The organism is Mesorhizobium sp. RCC_202 (genome assembly GCF_041355295.1).
GTDB lineage: Bacteria > Pseudomonadota > Alphaproteobacteria > Rhizobiales > Rhizobiaceae > Mesorhizobium.
Map to the genome: position 1 here is coordinate 41,170 of NZ_JBFUPO010000019.1, position 16,902 is coordinate 58,071.

Annotated in this window: 15 protein-coding genes; 10 read left to right on the forward strand and 5 right to left on the reverse strand. The window is 63.1% G+C overall.

Annotation, left to right across the window (positions count from 1 at the left end; all coding sequences use genetic code 11):
• Positions 1-82 precede the first annotated feature (82 nt).
• The 5 genes from AB6802_RS29025 to AB6802_RS29045 all read left to right on the forward strand — a co-directional run bounded on the left by AB6802_RS29025 (position 83) and on the right by AB6802_RS29045 (position 5,409).
• Positions 83-1,633, forward strand: a complete 1,551-nt coding sequence (locus AB6802_RS29025) for a trimethylamine methyltransferase family protein (protein WP_371013648.1) — start codon at positions 83-85, stop codon at positions 1,631-1,633.
• A gap of 64 nt (positions 1,634-1,697) precedes the next feature.
• The gene (locus tag AB6802_RS29030; RefSeq protein ID WP_371013649.1) at positions 1,698-3,347 is read left to right on the forward strand and encodes an ABC transporter substrate-binding protein; all 1,650 of its coding nucleotides are present in this window, start codon (positions 1,698-1,700) and stop codon (positions 3,345-3,347) included.
• Positions 3,348-3,447: 100 nt separating this feature from the next.
• The gene (locus AB6802_RS29035) at positions 3,448-3,927 is read left to right on the forward strand and encodes a DUF3828 domain-containing protein (RefSeq protein WP_371013650.1); all 480 of its coding nucleotides are present in this window, start codon (positions 3,448-3,450) and stop codon (positions 3,925-3,927) included.
• A 4-nt stretch (positions 3,928-3,931) separates the two neighbouring features.
• The gene (locus AB6802_RS29040) at positions 3,932-4,510 is read left to right on the forward strand and encodes a hypothetical protein (RefSeq protein ID WP_371013651.1); all 579 of its coding nucleotides are present in this window, start codon (positions 3,932-3,934) and stop codon (positions 4,508-4,510) included.
• Between the two features lie 29 nt (positions 4,511-4,539).
• Positions 4,540-5,409 (forward strand): alpha/beta hydrolase, encoded by an 870-nt coding sequence (locus AB6802_RS29045; protein ID WP_371013652.1) that lies wholly within the window; start codon positions 4,540-4,542, stop codon positions 5,407-5,409.
• 4 nt (positions 5,410-5,413) lie between these two features.
• Here the strand turns inward: AB6802_RS29045 and queF are convergent, their stop codons facing one another.
• The gene (queF, locus tag AB6802_RS29050; RefSeq protein ID WP_371013653.1) at positions 5,414-5,875 is read right to left on the reverse strand and encodes a preQ(1) synthase; all 462 of its coding nucleotides are present in this window, start codon (positions 5,873-5,875) and stop codon (positions 5,414-5,416) included.
• A 128-nt stretch (positions 5,876-6,003) separates the two neighbouring features.
• Between queF and AB6802_RS29055 the strand changes: the two genes are divergently transcribed.
• Entirely contained in the window at positions 6,004-8,049 is a 2,046-nt protein-coding gene (locus tag AB6802_RS29055) for an FAD-dependent oxidoreductase (protein WP_371013654.1), read from the forward strand.
• Positions 8,050-8,203: 154 nt separating this feature from the next.
• Here AB6802_RS29055 and AB6802_RS29060 read toward each other — a convergent pair whose 3' ends face one another.
• Positions 8,204-8,611 carry a hypothetical protein gene (locus AB6802_RS29060; protein WP_371013655.1) on the reverse strand — a complete coding sequence of 136 codons (408 nt, stop codon included), beginning with the start codon at positions 8,609-8,611 and terminating at the stop codon, positions 8,204-8,206.
• 140 nt (positions 8,612-8,751) lie between these two features.
• Between AB6802_RS29060 and AB6802_RS29065 the strand changes: the two genes are divergently transcribed.
• Positions 8,752-9,180, forward strand: coding sequence for a MarR family winged helix-turn-helix transcriptional regulator (locus tag AB6802_RS29065; protein WP_371013656.1), 429 nt, complete (start codon positions 8,752-8,754; stop codon positions 9,178-9,180).
• A 6-nt stretch (positions 9,181-9,186) separates the two neighbouring features.
• On the opposite strand, the gene AB6802_RS29070 is transcribed toward AB6802_RS29065, so the two are convergent.
• Both AB6802_RS29070 and AB6802_RS29075 read right to left on the reverse strand, forming a co-directional pair.
• Positions 9,187-9,921, reverse strand: a complete 735-nt coding sequence (locus tag AB6802_RS29070) for a polysaccharide deacetylase family protein (protein WP_371013657.1) — start codon at positions 9,919-9,921, stop codon at positions 9,187-9,189.
• Between the two features lie 182 nt (positions 9,922-10,103).
• Entirely contained in the window at positions 10,104-12,173 is a 2,070-nt protein-coding gene (locus tag AB6802_RS29075; RefSeq protein WP_371013658.1) for a putative bifunctional diguanylate cyclase/phosphodiesterase, read from the reverse strand.
• 298 nt (positions 12,174-12,471) lie between these two features.
• Between AB6802_RS29075 and AB6802_RS29080 the strand changes: the two genes are divergently transcribed.
• Together AB6802_RS29080 and tdh are read left to right on the forward strand one after the other, a co-directional pair.
• Positions 12,472-13,659: a glycine C-acetyltransferase gene (locus AB6802_RS29080; RefSeq protein WP_371013659.1), complete on the forward strand. Its 1,188-nt coding sequence runs from the start codon at positions 12,472-12,474 to the stop codon at positions 13,657-13,659.
• A 46-nt stretch (positions 13,660-13,705) separates the two neighbouring features.
• Positions 13,706-14,740, forward strand: a complete 1,035-nt coding sequence (gene tdh, locus AB6802_RS29085) for an L-threonine 3-dehydrogenase (protein WP_371013660.1) — start codon at positions 13,706-13,708, stop codon at positions 14,738-14,740.
• Positions 14,741-14,944: 204 nt separating this feature from the next.
• Here tdh and AB6802_RS29090 read toward each other — a convergent pair whose 3' ends face one another.
• Positions 14,945-15,391 (reverse strand): MarR family winged helix-turn-helix transcriptional regulator, encoded by a 447-nt coding sequence (locus tag AB6802_RS29090; protein ID WP_371013661.1) that lies wholly within the window; start codon positions 15,389-15,391, stop codon positions 14,945-14,947.
• Positions 15,392-15,510: 119 nt separating this feature from the next.
• On the opposite strand from AB6802_RS29090, the gene hmgA reads away from it, so the two are divergent.
• Positions 15,511-16,824: a homogentisate 1,2-dioxygenase gene (gene hmgA / locus AB6802_RS29095; RefSeq protein WP_371013662.1), complete on the forward strand. Its 1,314-nt coding sequence runs from the start codon at positions 15,511-15,513 to the stop codon at positions 16,822-16,824.
• Positions 16,825-16,902: the final 78 nt, after the last annotated feature.

Below are 16,902 nucleotides of genomic sequence, written 5' to 3' on the forward strand. Positions count from 1 at the left end.
GCTTATACAAGCCATCAGGATTTTCTAGCGTCACAGCCATATTTTGCCTCGCTAACTTGGTCGGGGGGAAGAAGGAGGCTCTATGAACGCACCGGCCGCTGAATTGATCGAGCAGACCCACCGTCGTGGCGGCGGCCGTCTTGGGCGCAAGGCGCTGAGAAGCGCGCCCATCGCGTCTTTCCCGACTCTGGTCCGCAACATACCCGTTTACGAGATCGTACCCGACGAGGCGGTGGAGCTGATCCACGACGAGTCGCTCAAAATCCTCGAAGAGGTGGGTTGCGAGTTCCGCGACGACGGGGCGATCGAGCTCTGGAAGGCGGCGGGCGCCGATGTCAGGCAAACGCGCGTCCGCATCGACCGCGCGCTCTTGATGGAACTCGTCTCGAAGGTCCCGCCGGAATTCACGCTTCATGCGCGAAATCCCGAGCGCACGGTGCGGGTCGGCGGCAAGAACTCGATCTTCGTGCCGATGTATGGCGCGCCCTATGTCCGTGACCTCGACAACAAGCGCCGCTACGGCACGCTCGACGACCTCAACAATTTCCACAAGCTCGCCTACATGGCACCGGCGCTGCATTCCTCGAGCTCGGTCATCTGCGAGCCGATGGAAATTGCGGTGCCGAAGCGGCATTTGCACATCATCCATTCGGCGCTGAAGCACTCCGACAAGCCGTTCATGGGCATCGTGACGTCGAAGGAGCGCGCCGAGGACACGATGGCGATGGCTGCGATCGTCTTCGGCGAGGACTTCGTGCGCGACAACCCGGTGCTGGTGGCGATCACCAACTGCAATTCGCCGCTGGTGTGGGATGCCACCATGATCGATGCGATGCGGGTCTATGCGAGCCACAATCAGCCGCTGATCCTGGCGCCCTTCGCGCTCTGCGGCGCCTCGACCTCGGCCTCGGCTGTCGGCGCGGTGGCGCAGGTCAATGCCGAGGCGCTGGCTGGCGTTGCGCTCACCCAACTGATCCGTCCGGGCTCGCCGCAGCTCTACGGCCAGTTCATGGTCACCGTCGACATGAAGACCGGCGCGCCGATGGGCGGAACGCCGGAAGCGGCGCAGATGATGTATCTGATGGGCGCCCTGGCGCGGAAATACAAACTGCCGTGGCGCACCTCCGGCTTCCATGTCGGCTCCAAGCTCAACGACGCCCAGGCCGGCTACGAAGCGAACATGCTGATGCACGCAGCGATCCTGTCCGGCGCCAACTACATCTGGCATTCCGCCGGCTGGCTGGAGGCGGGCCTCACCTGCGGTTATTCGAAATTCGCCACCGACTGCGAGCAGCTGGTCGCATGGTACAAATATGCCGGCGGCGTGCCGTTCGACGACTTCAAGGAAGCTCTTGCCGCGATCCGCGAGGTCGGCCCGCAGGGCCATTTCCTGGGTACCCAGCACACGCTCGAGCATTTCGAGAGCGCCTTCTTCATGCCCAACATCATGGACTTCAATTCCTTCGAGCAATGGAGCGCCGAAGGCGCGAAGGACCATGACACCCGCGGTATCGAAAAGGCGCGCAATATGCTGGCCGACTATCAGGAGCCGAAGCTCGACGAGGGCATCGCCGAAGGCCTCAAGGATCTGATCGCGCGACGTGAGGAGAAGCTGCCCGACACCGTGAGCTAAAGCAGGGGACGCACTTAGAACGACAGGCAAAGACCTGCAGGGAACAGAAATGGGAGAACAACAAATGACGATTTTCAAAAGCAATGGCGATCGCGTTCCTCATGCTATCGAGGCGATGGCCGAAGAGGCGCGTGCCGGCCGCGTCGACCGGCGCGAATTCCTAGCTTTGGCCAGCGCCTTCGGCGCATCGACGGCCTTCGCCTATGGCATGATCGGCCTTGCCGCGCCGACCAAAGCCTTGGCCGACGAGCCCAAGAAAGGCGGGACGCTGCATGTCGCGATGTCGGTCAAGGCGCAGAAGGACCCGCGCACTTACGATTGGACCGAGATGGCAAATATAACGCGCACCTGGCTGGAGCCGCTCGTGCGCTACACGCACCAGTTCACCTTCGAGCCGGTGCTGCTCGAAAGCTGGGACGTCAATGACGACGCCACCGAATACACGCTGCATCTGCGCAAGGGCGTGACCTGGAACAACGGCGATGCCTTCAACGCCGATGACGTGGTCTTCAATCTCAACCGCTGGTGCGAGAAGGGCGCTTCCGGCAATTCGATGGCGGCCCGCGTCGGCGCGCTGATCGATGCCAAGACCGGCAAGGCGAAGGATGGCGCCATCACCAAGGTCGACGATCACACCGTCAAGCTGAAGCTGGCGGAAGCCGATATCGCCATTATTCCCGGCTTCACCGACTATCCGGCGCTGGTCGTGCACCGCGACTTCGACAAGGGCGGCGCCGATCCGATCAAGGCGCCGGTCGGCACCGGTGCGTTCGAGCTGGTCTCGTACGCGGTCGGCACGAAAGCCGTTGTCAAGCGCCGCGAGAACGGCAAGTGGTGGGGTGGCGAAGCCCCGCTCGACAGCGTTGAATTCATCGACTACGGCACCGACTTCAACGCCACGCTGAATGCCTTCGATTCCGGCGAGATCGATCTCGATTTCGAAACGCCGGCCGACTTCATCGACGCCCTGGACAAGATGGATCTGGTGAAATCGGAGGTGGCGACGGCGACCACGCTGGTTGCCCGTACCAACGTCACCCACAAGCCCTATGATGACAAGCGGGTGCGCAATGCGCTGCAGATGGCGGTCGACAACAACGCCGTGATGCAGCTCGGCTACAATGGCCGCGGCACGGTCGGCGAGAACCACCATGTCAGCCCGATCCATCCGGAATATTACGCGCTGCCCAAGAAAGAGCGCGACGCCGCCGGCGCCAAGAAGCTGATGGCGGAAGCCGGGCAGGCCGACTTCGAGCATGAGCTGATCACGGTCGAGGATGACTGGCAAAAGAACACCGGTGACGCCATTGCCGGCCAGTTGCGCGATGCCGGGATCAAGGTGAAGCGCACCGTGCTGCCGGGCTCGACCTTCTGGAACGACTGGACGAAATATCCCTATTCGATGACGATCTGGTACATGCGCCCGCTCGGCGTCCAGGTGCTGGCGCTGGGCTACCGCACCGGCGAAGCCTGGAACGAGACGGCCTATTCCAACCCGGATTTCGACGCCAAGCTCAAGGAGGCGCTGTCGCAGATCGACGTCGCCAAGCGCAAGGAGGTGATGAAGGACGTCGAAGCGATCCTGCAAGACTCCGGCGTCATCATCCAGCCGTTCTGGCAGAAGCTCTATTGCCACATGAACAAGAAGGTGAAGAACCACACGATGCACCAGACCTACGAAATGGACTTCCAGAACGTCTGGCTGGACGCTTAAGCCACGAGCGGCGGGACTTCATGAGCCGCAAAAAAGCCGGTATGCAGGGTGCGTGGTGGTGATCTTGCCGCCACGCCGCCTTACGTCCGGAGATTGTCGCATGAAACCGATAGTGGTTGCCGCTGTCCTGTCTATTGTCCTGCCCGCCGCGGCCCTTGCCGGGCCGGCTTCCAATGCGGTGAAGTTCTTCTATGTGCCTGACGTGAAGTTCGAGGGCGACGCCAAATACCGCGACCGCTTCACCGACCCGGTCACCAAGCTTTTCGATCTCAACGACAAGGCGACCAAGAACAATCCCGACGAGGTCGCCTGTCTCGATTTCGATCCGGGCCTCGACGCTCAGGATTTCGACCAGAAGACGCTGGCCAAGACGCTGAAGCTCGCGGAAACCGTCAATGGCGATACGGCCGAGGTGACGGCAACGTTCAATCTTTTCCCGGAAGGCGATGATTCCAAACGCGAAATGGTCTGGTCTCTGAAGAAGCTGGATGGCAAGTGGAAGGTCGCCGACATCGCCTCCAAGACCAGCAACTGGACGCTGAGCGCCTTGGAATGCATGCCCGACAAGGCGCCGCAGTGAAGCAATGCTCCGCCGCCTCGCCCTCACGCTGTCGACACTATCGATGCTGGCCGCGGGGCTGAGTGGTGGCGCCTTGGCCCAAGGCCTGTTCGGCGCGCCGCCGGTCGCGTCGCCCTCGGACAACAACGCTGCACCGCCGGCCGCGTTGCCGCCGCCGCTAACCGCGCCGGTCGAACTACCGCCGCCGGCGCCGATCCTGCCTGGGTCGCCGACCGCGGTGGTCAAACCCTTCTACGATCATGTCGGGCTGGAAATCGATCCGGCCCAACGCAAGAACTTCATCGATCCTGCCAAGACCGTGCTCGACAAGAGCGATGCGCTGCGCGCCTCGGGTGAGGGCGAATGCCTCGATCCCAACATGGCGCTCGACAATGCCAACTATGACAAGCTCGCCATCGACAGGAGCCTGCGCACCATCGAGGCGGTCAAAGGCGACGAAGCCAAGGTGGTCGTCGCCTTCGTCGTCGAGGGCAACAAGCACCGTCTCGAATGGAAGCTGAAGAAGGTCGGCGGCGACTGGAAGATTTCCGATCTTCTGTCGGTGACCGGCGAATGGGCGCTCAGCCAGTACCAGTGCGAATGAGCCTCGATGACGCTTCCCGGTGATCGCCGATGAGATTTCGTGGGTTTGTCGCCCTGGCATTGCTTGCGGTCTGCATCGTGGGTTGTGTCGGCGTATGGCGCGTCGGCTCGATGCTGATCGCTCGCGAACCTCGTCAGGTCCTTGCGGTGCCTGCCGACCTGCCCTTCGAGACCGTCAAGCTGGAGCAGGCCGGCGCTCCCGGCCTGGCTGGCTGGGTGGCGGATCGCAAGGGCAGTTGCGGCGCCATCGTTTTGTTGCACGGGCGCGGCGCCAACCGGCTTGCAGTGGTACAGAGGGCAAAACTGCTGTTTAACGCCGGCTACTCGGTCGTCCTCTTCGACCTGTCGGGGCATGGCGAAAGCGGCGGCACCGTTCAGGGCTTCGGCTACACCGAAGGGCAGGATGCCGCCCGCATCTACGCGCGGCAGCGCTTTCCGGGCCAGAAGCTCGGCGCGCTGGGCTCGTCGCTGGGCGCTGCCTCGCTGGTGTTCGCAACGCCGGGAACACTGGCCGATGCCTATGTGCTGGAACAGCTCTACGCGACCCTGCGCGAGACGACGGCCTGGCGCATGCCGTTCACCGTTCTGCGCGGGCTGCAAGCCGATGTGCTGCTGGCGCAGATGCCGGTGCGCCTCGGCTTCAGCGCCGACGATGTCCGGCCGGTCGATCGCGTCGGCCGGATCGGCAGGCCGCTGATCCTTTTGGCGGGAACCGTCGATCCGTTCATCGATCGCGGGCAGGTGACGGCCTTGCAGGACGCGGCAGCTGGAGCCGAACTCGTCTGGTTCGAGGGCGCTGGCCATGTCGACCTTCTGCGTTTCGACCAGTCGCGATACATGAACGCGGTGCTGCCATTCCTGTCAAAGAATCTTTGCCAGCCTGGTAGCAGCCATGGATGACCGCTCAGCCTCGTCCCCGATAAGGCGCAACACCAGTGTCGGGCAGCCATGCGCCTTCCGGCGGCGCGCCGGTCTGCCAGAAGACGTCGATCGGAATGCCGCCGCGCGGATACCAATAGCCGCCTATGCGCAACCATAGCGGCCTGGTCGCAGCCACAATGCGCTGTCCAATCATCACCGTGCAGTCCTCGTGGAAGGCGCCATGGTTGCGGAAAGAGGTCATGAACAGCTTCAGCGATTTCGATTCCACCAGCGCGTTATCGGGCGCGTAGTCGATGACGATGTGGGCGAAATCCGGCTGGCCGGTGACGGGGCAGAGCGAGGTGAATTCCGGGCAGGTGAAGCGCACGATGGCCGGCGGGCCGTCGCCGCGCTGGAACGGCACTGTCTCCAGGACCGCCTGTTCAGGGCTCTGTGGCGTCTCGACGTGCTTGCCGAGCTGGGTGAGGTTCTTGGCGTCGGTCATGGGCGGCTCCTTGCTGTCGCCGATGACTGCAAGGGCGGCAGACGAAATCGATTGAAAGTGCGCCGTGATCCAACAGGGTACGGCATGTTCGGCGGCTCATTAGCACAAATTGAAACGGCAGGAAGAAGATGACCAGCAACGACCCGCTTCTCCAACCTTACCAGCTCAAGCACCTGACGCTGAAGAACCGCGTGATGTCGACCAGCCATGAGCCGGCCTATTCGGAGGACGGCATGCCGAAGGCGCGCTACCGGCTCTATCATGCCGAGAAGGCCAAAGGCGGCATGGCGCTGACCATGACGGCGGGCTCGGCGATCGTGTCGCGCGACAGCCCCGCCGCCTTCGGCAATCTGCATGTCTATGACGACCGGATCGTGCCGTGGCTGGCGGAGCTTGCCGATGCCTGCCACGAGCATGACTGCAAGGTGATGATCCAGATCACCCATCTCGGACGCCGCACCGGCTGGAACAAGGCCGACTGGCTGCCGGTGCTGTCGGCCTCGCCGGTACGCGAGCCGGCGCATCGCGCCTTCCCAAAGACCATCGAGGACTGGGACATGGAGCGCATCGTCGCCGACTATGCATCAGCTGCGCAGCGCTGCCAAGCGGCTGGCCTCGACGGCATCGAGTTCGAATCTTACGGCCACCTGATGGACGGTTTCTGGTCGCCGGCCACCAATCATCGCGACGACGAGTTCGGCGGCTCGCTCGACAACCGGCTGCGCTTTACCGACATGGTGCTGGACGCGGTGCGCAAAGCCGTCGGCGAAAAATTCATCGTCGGCATCCGCATGGTCGCCGACGAGGATCTCGACAAGGGCATCTCGAAGGCTGAGGGCGTGGAGATCGCAAAACGGCTCGCCGGCGGCGGCAAGGTCGATTTCCTCAACATCATACGCGGCACCATCGAAACCGACGCGGCGCTGACCAAGGTCATTCCGGTGACCGGCATGCGCTCCTCGCCGCATCTCGATTTCGCCGGCGAGGTGAGGGCGGCGACGAAGTTCCCGACGTTCCACGCCGCGCGCATCTCCGATGTCGCCACCGCTCGTCACGCGATCGCCACCGGCAAGCTCGACATGGTCGGCATGACGCGCGCCCACATCGCCGATCCGCATATCATCCGGAAGGTGATGGAGGGCCGCGAGCATGAGATCCGCCCTTGCGTCGGCGCTACTTATTGCCTGGATCGCATCTATGAAGGCGGCGAGGCGCTCTGCGTCCACAATGCCGCGACCGGCCGCGAGGCCGAAATTCCGCACATCATCGTCAAGACAGAAGGGCCAAAGAGAAAGGTCGTGGTGGTCGGCGCTGGCGCCGGCGGTCTCGAAGCTGCGCGTGTCGCCGCCGAGCGCGGCCATCAGGTCACCGTGCTTGAAGCCTCCGGACAGGCTGGTGGCCAGGTGCGGTTGGCTACCCAGAACCCGCGCCGCAAGGAGCTGATCGGCATCATCGACTGGCGGCTGGCCGAGCTCGATCGCCTGGGGGTCGAAGTCCGCTACGACACCTGGGCCGAAAAGGACGATGTGCTGGCGCTGTCACCGGACGTGGTGATCGTCGCCACCGGCGGCGTGCCGCAGAACCCGCCCCTGGCCGCCGGCGACAACCTCGTCACATCGAGTTGGGACATCATGGCGGGCGGCGTCAAGCCGGCCGAGAATGTGCTTGTCTATGACGACAATGGCGGCCATCAGGGCATGGGCGCGGCGGAGCTGATCGCCAACGCCGGTTCGAAACTGGAGCTGGTCTCGCCGGAGCGCTTCTTCGCGCCGGAGATGGGGGGCATGAACCATGTGCCCTATATGCGCGCCTTCCACGAAAAGGGCGTCACCGTCACCATCAACACCAGGCTGCGTTCGGTGCGGCGCGAGGGCAACCAGCTCGTCGCCGAGCTTGCCTCCGATTTCGCCGATGGCTGGCGCGGCGTGCGGCGCGTCGATCAGGTGGTGGTCGAGCATGGCACGGCGCCCCTCGACGACCTCTACCTTGCGCTGAAGCCACTCTCGAAAAACGGCGGCGCGGTCGACTACGAGCGGCTGGTGAATGGCGGCGAGATCTTCCCCGCGCGCAATCACGAAGGCGCCTTTGTTGTCTTCCGCATCGGCGACGCGGTCGCCTCCCGCAACATCCACGCCGCCATCTATGACGGCATTCGGTTTGGCATCAGGATTTGATCCTCGAGCATGATCCCAAAAAGTGGAAACCGGTTTTTTGGAAAAGATCATGCTCAAACAAGAAAGACGCGCAACCGACCTTCGCAAGGAGAGCCACCTGCCGCTTGGGTCGATTGCGCGCCGCGCAAGGTCGGCTTGCACCGGCCGTGCGATCTCAAAACAGCTTGGCGGTCGCCATGCAAAACACGGTGATGACCAGCAGCCCACCGGCGATGCGTTCGCCTCGGGTCATTCTTGCCCGCAGCTCAGCCTGCGTCGCTTGATCGGCGCCGGCGAGCTGTCTGCTGGCGGAGGCCACAAGGGCGCCCTGCACGCCGGCGGCGACCAGCGCGGTCAAAATGCCAAGCGCCAGCACCTTCTCCATCGAGCCGAAAGACCCTTCATGAAAGAAATACCAGAGCAGTATGCCGGTCAGGAACACTACGCCCGAGGCGCCCAATTGCGGCCGGATGAAACGCTCCGCCTTGATGTCCGGATCGCGGGCAACCGCGATGGTCGTGCCGGCCCAGAAGACGCCGGCCATGACGTGCAGGCCGATGGTGATGATGTAGACATATTGCATGACCGCATTCCTCTCTGCTGCCTGCCGCGTCGCAGCCATGTTCGCGACGCCATCAATAAGACAAAGTTAGATATCTAATGGTTAGATGTCAACCATGAAGCCGAGTTTCACCTTCCCATGGCTTGCTCTACTGTCACGTCATGACACCGTTTGACCGTCCGCCTGTCGGCATGAATCTCGCCCGCACTTCAAAGATCGTGGCGCAGGCTTTCGATGCCGCGATGGTCGAGGCCGGCGGCACGCTGCCGGTCTGGCTGACCTTGCTGTCGGTCAAGTCGAAGGAACTCGCCAACCAGCGCGAACTGGCAGGCATGATCGGCATCCAGGGCGCGACGCTGACGCACCACCTCAACGCCATGGAAGCGCAAGGCCTGCTGACGCGCCGGCGCGATCCGGAAAACCGGCGGGTGCATCAGGTGGAGTTGACCGATGCCGGCGAAGCCATGTTCGAGACGTTGCGCCTGGCAGCGCTCGCCTTCGATAAGCGATTGCGCAAAGGCATTGAAGACGAACGGCTGGCCGAATTCGCCGAGGTGCTTGCGGCGCTGAGGTCGAATGCGGGCAGCTAATTCGCCTCAGTCATAGCCCGCGATCGCGCCGAAGGCGTAATGGCGCAGCCGCAGCGCGGCGATCAGCGCCGTCAGCTTCGCCTTGCCGTCGAAAGTGTCCTGGAACATCTCGTCATGCATGAGCAGGATCAGTTTGTGCGGCTTGACGAACCGGTTGTAGCTGAACAGATGGTCGATCTCGCTCACCAGATGGTCGACGCTCTGCACCGGCTTGCCGCTGTCCTCATGCACCCATTCATGATCCCAGCCGTAAAGCCAGAAGCCTGAGGCCGCGACGAATTCGTAATCGGGATCCTCGCGTCCTGCCTGTGCCGGGCCGAGCGAATTGTCGTTTTGCGAATAGCTGGGCAAACGAAACACGTCGCGTCCCGGCAGCCGCGCATGCACGGCCGGCTTGAGCCCCAGCACGGCATTGGCCCGCAGCATATCGGCCACGACGCCTTCGGTGTCGCCGTAAAAGTGCCGATAATGGTTGTAGGCATGGCTGTAGCTGTGGTTGCCGATCGTCACCAGCGGCATCGATTTCGCCCGCTGCAGCAGCGCTCGATTGGTCGCGCTGGCCTCGGCATGCATGCCGACCATGAACAGCGTGGCCGGCACCTGCTCGGCCTGCAGCACATCGAGGATGTTGCTGGTGCCGTTCAGCGGACCGTCGTCGAAGGTGAGATAGATGGTTCGGTCGGCGGCCAAGGCCGGTGAGGCGATCAACAACAGCATCAGCAGTACAAAACGAAGTGGCATCCGCGAGATCCATTTGCGATCGTGGCAGACCGCCACGCCAAGGGTCTGTTGGGATTCGGGTCAGGCCGAGTCGAGAACGGTGGCTTCCGAGAACCGGAGCGGAGCGTACTTGAAGTACGTGAGCACCGGAAGCGCAGGAAGCCACCGTTCGCAGGCCGGCTTCACCCGAATAGCAACAGACCCTAAACCAGGCTGCCCCGCACCACCTTCAGCTTCGCCTTCTTCGGGCTGCGCGCCAGCAGCCATTCGCGCGCCTTGTCCTGCGGCATCGGGAAGGCGATGGAGTAGCCCTGCACCTGGTCGCAGCCGATCGCCATCAGCGAATCGAGCTCGGCCTCGGTCTCCGCACCCTCGGCCACGATCGAGATGCCGAGCCCGCGGGCAAGCTCGGTGATGGCGCGCACGATCTTGGTGTTGTCGCCATTCTCGTTGATGTTCTGGACGAAGCGGCGGTCGATCTTCAGCCGGTCGATCTCATTGGGGTTGACGTGGCTGAGCGAGGCATAGCCCGTGCCGAAATCGTCGAGCTCGAGATGCACGCCAGCGGCGCGGATGTGGCGGAGCTTCGCGGCAATGCCGGTCTTCTCGTCGTCGAGGATGACGGATTCGACGATTTCCAGCGACAGTTTCTGTGGCGGCAGTCCGACGCGTTCCAGGGTCGAGAACAGGAAATTGTCGAAGTCGGCCTCGCGCAGTTCCGTGCCCGAGACATTGACGGCGAGGCGCCCGAAATCGATGCCGGCGCGGTTCCATTCGGCGGCTTCCTCGATCGCCTTGGTGATGACGATGCGGCCGATATCCGGCATGAAGCCGCATTTCTCGGCCACGGGAATGAACTCGCCGGGCGAGATCATGCCGCGCGTCGCGTGCTTCCAGCGCACCAGAGCCTCGATGCCGCTGATCTTACCGCTGGTCAGCGACACCTGCGGCTGGAAATAGACCTGGAAGGCTTTGTCGGCGATCGCGGTGCGGATGTCCTGCTCGAGCTGCTTGCGGTAGTCGAGCTCGCGCCTCAATTCTTCGGAGAAGAAGGAGAAGCTGCCGCCGCCAAGCTTCTTGGCCGAGTAAAGCGCGAGGTCGGCATGGACGAGAAGGTCCTGCGCGTTGTCGGCGTCGACCGGATAGACCGCAATGCCGGCGCTGGCGCCGGGCATGATGGTCGCGCCCTGGAAAGTGATCGGCTCGTTGATCTCGCCGATGATGCGTTTGGCCAGCGTATGAATGTCCTCGGTGGAACCGGCGCCGTTGAGGATCATGACGAACTCATCGCCGCCGAGCCGGGCGCAAAGGTCGGACGCGCGGCAGGAATCGCGCATGCGCTGCGCTGTCACCACCAGCACATAGTCGCCGGCGGCGTGGCCCAGCGTATCGTTGATCTGCTTGAAGCGGTCGAGGTCGAACTGGATCACCGCCAGCCGTTCGCGCCGACGATGCGCGCCCTTGATCAGCGTTTCGAAATGTTCGGTGAGGAAGGTGCGGTTGTGCAGCCCGGTCAGGCCGTCATGCACGGCGATGAAGGCCATCGAATTGCGCGCGTCGACCAGCTCATGCGTCTTGCGCAGGATGGCGTTGGACATCGGGCGGAAGATGAACAGCGCCACCAGAATGATGACGCCAATGGTGGCGAAGAACAGCGTGCGATGCAGGTCGAGCATCTTGCCCGAACGTTCGTCGGCAAAGGCGCTGATGCGCTGGCCGAGCGCGGCGTAGCCGGACATCGTCGCGTTGGCGACGGAGGCGTCGAGGCCGACGCGATCGACGCCACCCTTGTAGCTCTGGGCCTGCATGCCGAGCTGGGACTCGAAGGATGAGGCGAGCCGCTCGCCGTTGGCGATCAGGCCGACCGAGAAATAGTCGAGATGGAACGGCTTGCTGAACAATACATATTCGATCGACTTCGGATCGTTAACCGCCGGCGACTGCGGGTCGGCGCCGGTTTCCGTCAGCAGGCGGTCGTAATTGGTCTCGAACTCCTGCGTCGCTTGTTTGAGCGCGGTGACGAGCGCCGGCTGCTTGTCGCGCGAAGCGGCGCCGGTGGCGCTCGCCAGGAAGACGATGCGCTGCGACAGCGCCTTTTGCGTCGAGACGATGTCGAGCAGCGCGTCGTTGTGCTGCTGCTGCGCCATCAATTGCTGGAGAAGCAGGAAGGAGGCGATCACCATCGCGGCGATGATGACCAGAGCCAGCCAGTAGCCGCTCTTGATCAGCAGAACGAGCTTGCGCGAAACGCTCTGCACTGGCTGCTGCGACATAGTTGGGTGCCCCCTGCGGTCGACGGAATCCTGCCCGGGATTCGCGACGGGAAACGCTTGCCTTGAAAGAGTTAACAGGTCGGCAAGCAGGCCGGGCCGGCGTTCGCGGCGACGCGACAAGCTTATAAGATGGTTATCATGTCGTTTCCCGCGCACCCGTTTTTGAGTGTATCGTCATCGCGCTATCGCCAAGGATTGCAGGCTCGCTTTCGCAACCCCACCGAAGCGGTCGTTTTTGCGGTGGATTTTTCTCGGGAGGAGCGCGACAGTCCCGCCTCGAACGCAACAGGGCAGGACCATGAGCGCAGCATTCCTCTCCCATATCGACAGCGAGCTTAAGGGCCTGAGAGCGGCCGGGCTCTACAAGTCCGAGCGGGTCATTTCCTCGATGCAGTCGGCGCAGATCGAGGTCGGCGGCGAAAAGGTGCTGAATTTCTGCGCCAACAACTATCTCGGCCTTGCCGACAACGCGGATTTGCGCAATGCCGCAAAGCAGGCGCTCGACCGTTATGGCTACGGCATGGCCTCGGTGCGCTTCATCTGCGGCACGCAGGAAGAGCACAAGCAGCTCGAATCCACGATCTCGTCCTTCCTCGGCATGGACGACACCATTCTTTACGGCTCTTGCTTCGATGCCAATGGCGGCCTGTTCGAGACGCTGCTTGGCGAGGAGGACGCCATCATCTCCGACGCGCTGAACCATGCCTCGATCATCGACGGTGTGCGGCTGTCGAAGGCCAAGCGCTTCCGTTACGCCAACAACGACATGGCCGATCTGGAAGCGCGGCTGAAGGAAGCCAAGGATTGCCGCTTCCGGCTGATCGCCACGGACGGCGTGTTTTCGATGGACGGCATCATCGCCAACCTCAAGGGCGTCTGTGATCTCGCTGAGAAATACGACGCCATGGTCATGGTCGACGACAGCCATGCGGTCGGCTTCGTCGGCAGACAAGGCCGCGGCTCGGCCGAGCATTGCGGCGTCGAGGGCAGGGTGGACATCATTACCGGCACGCTCGGCAAGGCACTCGGCGGCGCTTCCGGCGGCTACACGTCGGGCAAGGGCCAGGTGGTCGACTGGCTGCGCCAGCGCTCGCGGCCCTATCTCTTCTCCAACACGCTGATGCCGGCCATCGCCGGCGCCTCGATCAAGGTGTTCGACCTGATCCGCCATGGCGACGCGCTGCGCCAGCGCCTATATGCAAACGCGGAACGCTTCCGGTCGCAGATGGGCAAGTTGGGTTTCACGCTGGCCGGCGCCGACCACCCGATCATCCCGGTAATGCTGGGCGATGCGGCCCTGGCGCAGGAAATGGCGGCGCGCATGCTGAAGCGCGGCATCTATGTCATCGGCTTTTCCTTCCCGGTGGTGCCGAAAGGCCAGGCCCGCATCCGCACCCAGATGTCGGCGGCGCATTCCAGCGCCGACATCGACCGCGCGGTCGAGGCGTTCGGCGCGACCGGCAAGGAACTTGGGGTGATTTCCTGAGCGGCTGAAAAGCAATTCCGGATCAAGGGATTCAAGGAACAAAAGAATGTCCAACATGATGAAGGCGCTGGTGAAGGCCAAGGCCGAGCCGGGCATCTGGATGGAAGAGGTGCCGGTGCCGGACATCGGCCCCAACGACGTGCTGATCAAGGTTAAGAAGACCGCGATCTGCGGCACAGATGTCCATATCTACAATTGGGACCAGTGGGCGCAGAAAACCGTACCTGTACCCATGGTGACCGGTCATGAATTTGTCGGCACGGTCGCCGATTTCGGCGCCGCGGTCACCGAATACAAGGTCGGCCAGCGCGTCTCGGGTGAGGGCCATATCGTCTGCGGCCATTGCCGCAACTGCCGCGCCGGGCGAGGGCATCTGTGCCGCAACACGCTCGGCGTCGGCGTCAACCGTCCCGGCGCCTTCGGCGAATATCTCGTCATCCCGCAGCACAATGTCGTGCCGATTCCCGACGATGTGCCCGACGAGATCGCGGCGATCTTCGATCCACTCGGCAATGCGGTCCACACCGCTTTGTCCTTCGATCTGGTCGGCGAGGACGTGCTGGTCACCGGCGCCGGGCCGATCGGCATCATGGGCGCGCTTGTCGCGCAATGCGTCGGCGCCCGAAAGGTCGTCATCACCGACATCAACCCGGTGCGGCTCGACCTGGCGCGAAAGCTCGGCGTCCAGCATGTCGTCGATGCCTCGAAGGAAAAACTGCGAGACGTGATGCCCTCGATCGGCATGACCGAAGGTTTCGATGTCGGCCTGGAGATGTCGGGCGCAGCACCTGCCTTCCGCGATATGATCGACACCATGAACAATGGCGGCAAGATCGCCATTTTGGGCATCGCGCCGACCGGCTTCGAGATCGACTGGAACAAGGTCATCTTCAAGATGCTGCACTTGAAGGGCATCTACGGCCGCGAGATGTTCGAGACCTGGTACAAGATGATCGCTCTGGTGCAGGGACCGCTCGATGTGTCGGGGTTGATCACGCACCGGATCGGTATCGATGATTTCCAGGTTGGGTTCGATGCGATGCGGAGTGGGAGTTCGGGCAAGGTGGTGATGGATTGGTGAGGCGCGTCGATAGAGACGTCGAGTTCCTTCGCCCCCCTCTCTGTCCTGCCGGACATCTCCCCCTCAAGAGGGGAGACTAGCCGTCACGCCGGCCTTCGCCAATTGCAGACGTTGCAAGATGAGCGCCGTCGCTAAAGCTGCCAATCTCCCCCCAAGAGGGGGAGATGTCCGGCAGGATAGAGAGGGGGGCCTCGCGCCAGCCGATCAGCTCTTTTCTTCCAACGCCCTCTCCATCGCCGCGATTCCTGTAGCCACCGCCGCGCGCTCGTCCGCACTCATCCTCGCCAGCAGCTCCCCTTCAAACGCCTTCGCCAGCGGCACCATCTCGCGATAGGCGGCCAGCCCCGCCTTGGTGAGCGCCAGATGCTCCACACGCCGATCGTTTTCGTCCGGCGTGCGCGTCAGCCACCGCCGCCGCTCCAACTCAGCCACCGCGCGCGACACCTTGGTCTTGTGCATGGCCGATTGCTCGCCGAGCTCCGTCGCCGTCATCGTGCCGCGCTGGCCGAGGCCTGATAGCGTACGCCACTCCGGCCGCGTCAGGCCATGGCGCTCCTTGTAGACGCGCGAGAACTCGCGGCTGACAGCGTCGGCCAGCCGGTAGAGCCGGTAGGGCAGGAAGCTTTCCAGTTCGAGAATGTCGGGTTCCATGACGCATGCCGTGGCCGTTGATAGTTACATTTTCAATGGTTACAAATGAAACCAGTTTGGTCAACATCGCCGGCAGGCAGGGCTTTGTGAAGCTTGAAGCCGGGATCAGGGAGGATCGGATGGCCTTTTCCTACATGCCGGGCTTCGGCAATGATTTCGAGACCGAGACACTGCCCGGGTCATTGCCTCAAGGCCGCAACTCGCCGCAGCGCCCGGCCTACGGTCTCTACGCCGAGCAGCTCTCCGGCTCGCCTTTCACCGCGCCGCGCGGCACCAACGAGCGTTCCTGGCTCTACCGCATCCGCCCGAGCGTCAAACACACCGGCCGCTTCCAAGGCGTGAGCTATCCCTTGTGGAAGACAGGGCCGGACATCGCCGACCATCAACTGGCGCTCGGCCAGTACCGCTGGAACCCGACGCCGATGCCGAGCGAGCCGACCGACTTCATCTCCGGCATGCGCAGCTTCACCACGGCCGGCGACGCGATCGGCCAGTCCGGCATGGCCGCGCATGTCTATGTCGCCAACCGCTCGATGGTCGACGATCATTTTTTCAACGCCGACGGCGAGTTGCTGGTCGTGCCGCAGGTCGGCGCGCTGCGCTTCGTCACCGAGATGGGCGTTATCGAGCTTCGGCCCGGCGAGATCGCGGTGCTGCCGCGCGGCCTGGTCTTCAAGGTCGAGCTCGCCGACAAGGAGGCGCGCGGCTTTGTCTGCGAGAATTACGGCGCCAAGTTCACCATGCCCGACCGCGGCCCGATCGGCGCCAATTGCCTGGCCAATCCGCGCGATTTCAAGACGCCTTGCGCCTGGTTCGAGGAGAAGGAGACGCCTTGCCGGCTGATCGTCAAATGGTGCGGCACTTTCCACGTCACCGAGCTCGGCCATTCGCCGCTCGATGTCGTCGCCTGGCACGGCAATTACGCGCCCTATAAATATGATCTGGCGACGTTTTCGCCGGTCGGCGCCATCCTCTTCGACCATCCCGACCCGTCCATTTTCACCGTGCTGACGGCGCCGAGCGGCGAGGAGGGCACGGCCAATGTCGACTTCGTCATCTTCCCGCCGCGCTGGCTGGTGGCCGAGAACACGTTCCGCCCGCCCTGGTACCACCGCAACATCATGAGCGAATTCATGGGCCTGATCCATGGCCAGTACGATGCCAAGGAGGAGGGTTTCGTCCCCGGCGGCATCAGCCTGCACAACCAGATGCTGGCGCATGGGCCTGATGCGACAGGCTTTGAGAAAGCCACCCGCGCCGACCTGAAGCCGGTCAAGCTCGACAACACCATGGCCTTCATGTTCGAGACCCGCTTTCCCCAGATGCTGACCCGCTACGCCGCCGAGCTTGGCACCCTGCAGGACAACTACATCGACTGCTGGGCCGACCTGAAGAAGCGCTTCAACGGCACGCCGGAGGGCGATTGGTCCTGAAAGAAATTCGCTTGCGCGGGAAAACTTAAGCCGGCGGCTTGACGATCGTCGATAACGGCCTTGTTGTGGGGCCAAGCG

Excerpts from the sequence above, each read along its gene's own strand:
- AB6802_RS29070 (WP_371013657.1), bottom strand. The coding sequence starts at position 9,921 with ATGCCACTTCGTTTTGTACTGCTGATGCTGTTGTTGATCGCCTCACCG.
- AB6802_RS29090 (WP_371013661.1), bottom strand. The coding sequence starts at position 15,391 with ATGGAACCCGACATTCTCGAACTGGAAAGCTTCCTGCCCTACCGGCTC.
- AB6802_RS29040 (WP_371013651.1), top strand. The coding sequence starts at position 3,932 with ATGCTCCGCCGCCTCGCCCTCACGCTGTCGACACTATCGATGCTGGCC.
- AB6802_RS29025 (WP_371013648.1), top strand. The coding sequence starts at position 83 with ATGAACGCACCGGCCGCTGAATTGATCGAGCAGACCCACCGTCGTGGC.
- AB6802_RS29045 (WP_371013652.1), top strand. The coding sequence starts at position 4,540 with ATGAGATTTCGTGGGTTTGTCGCCCTGGCATTGCTTGCGGTCTGCATC.
- AB6802_RS29060 (WP_371013655.1), bottom strand. The coding sequence starts at position 8,611 with ATGCAATATGTCTACATCATCACCATCGGCCTGCACGTCATGGCCGGC.
- AB6802_RS29055 (WP_371013654.1), top strand. The coding sequence starts at position 6,004 with ATGACCAGCAACGACCCGCTTCTCCAACCTTACCAGCTCAAGCACCTG.
- tdh (WP_371013660.1), top strand. The coding sequence starts at position 13,706 with ATGTCCAACATGATGAAGGCGCTGGTGAAGGCCAAGGCCGAGCCGGGC.
- AB6802_RS29035 (WP_371013650.1), top strand. The coding sequence starts at position 3,448 with ATGAAACCGATAGTGGTTGCCGCTGTCCTGTCTATTGTCCTGCCCGCC.
- queF (WP_371013653.1), bottom strand. The coding sequence starts at position 5,875 with ATGACCGACGCCAAGAACCTCACCCAGCTCGGCAAGCACGTCGAGACG.
- hmgA (WP_371013662.1), top strand. The coding sequence starts at position 15,511 with ATGGCCTTTTCCTACATGCCGGGCTTCGGCAATGATTTCGAGACCGAG.
- AB6802_RS29075 (WP_371013658.1), bottom strand. The coding sequence starts at position 12,173 with ATGTCGCAGCAGCCAGTGCAGAGCGTTTCGCGCAAGCTCGTTCTGCTG.
- AB6802_RS29030 (WP_371013649.1), top strand. The coding sequence starts at position 1,698 with ATGACGATTTTCAAAAGCAATGGCGATCGCGTTCCTCATGCTATCGAG.
- AB6802_RS29065 (WP_371013656.1), top strand. The coding sequence starts at position 8,752 with ATGACACCGTTTGACCGTCCGCCTGTCGGCATGAATCTCGCCCGCACT.
- AB6802_RS29080 (WP_371013659.1), top strand. The coding sequence starts at position 12,472 with ATGAGCGCAGCATTCCTCTCCCATATCGACAGCGAGCTTAAGGGCCTG.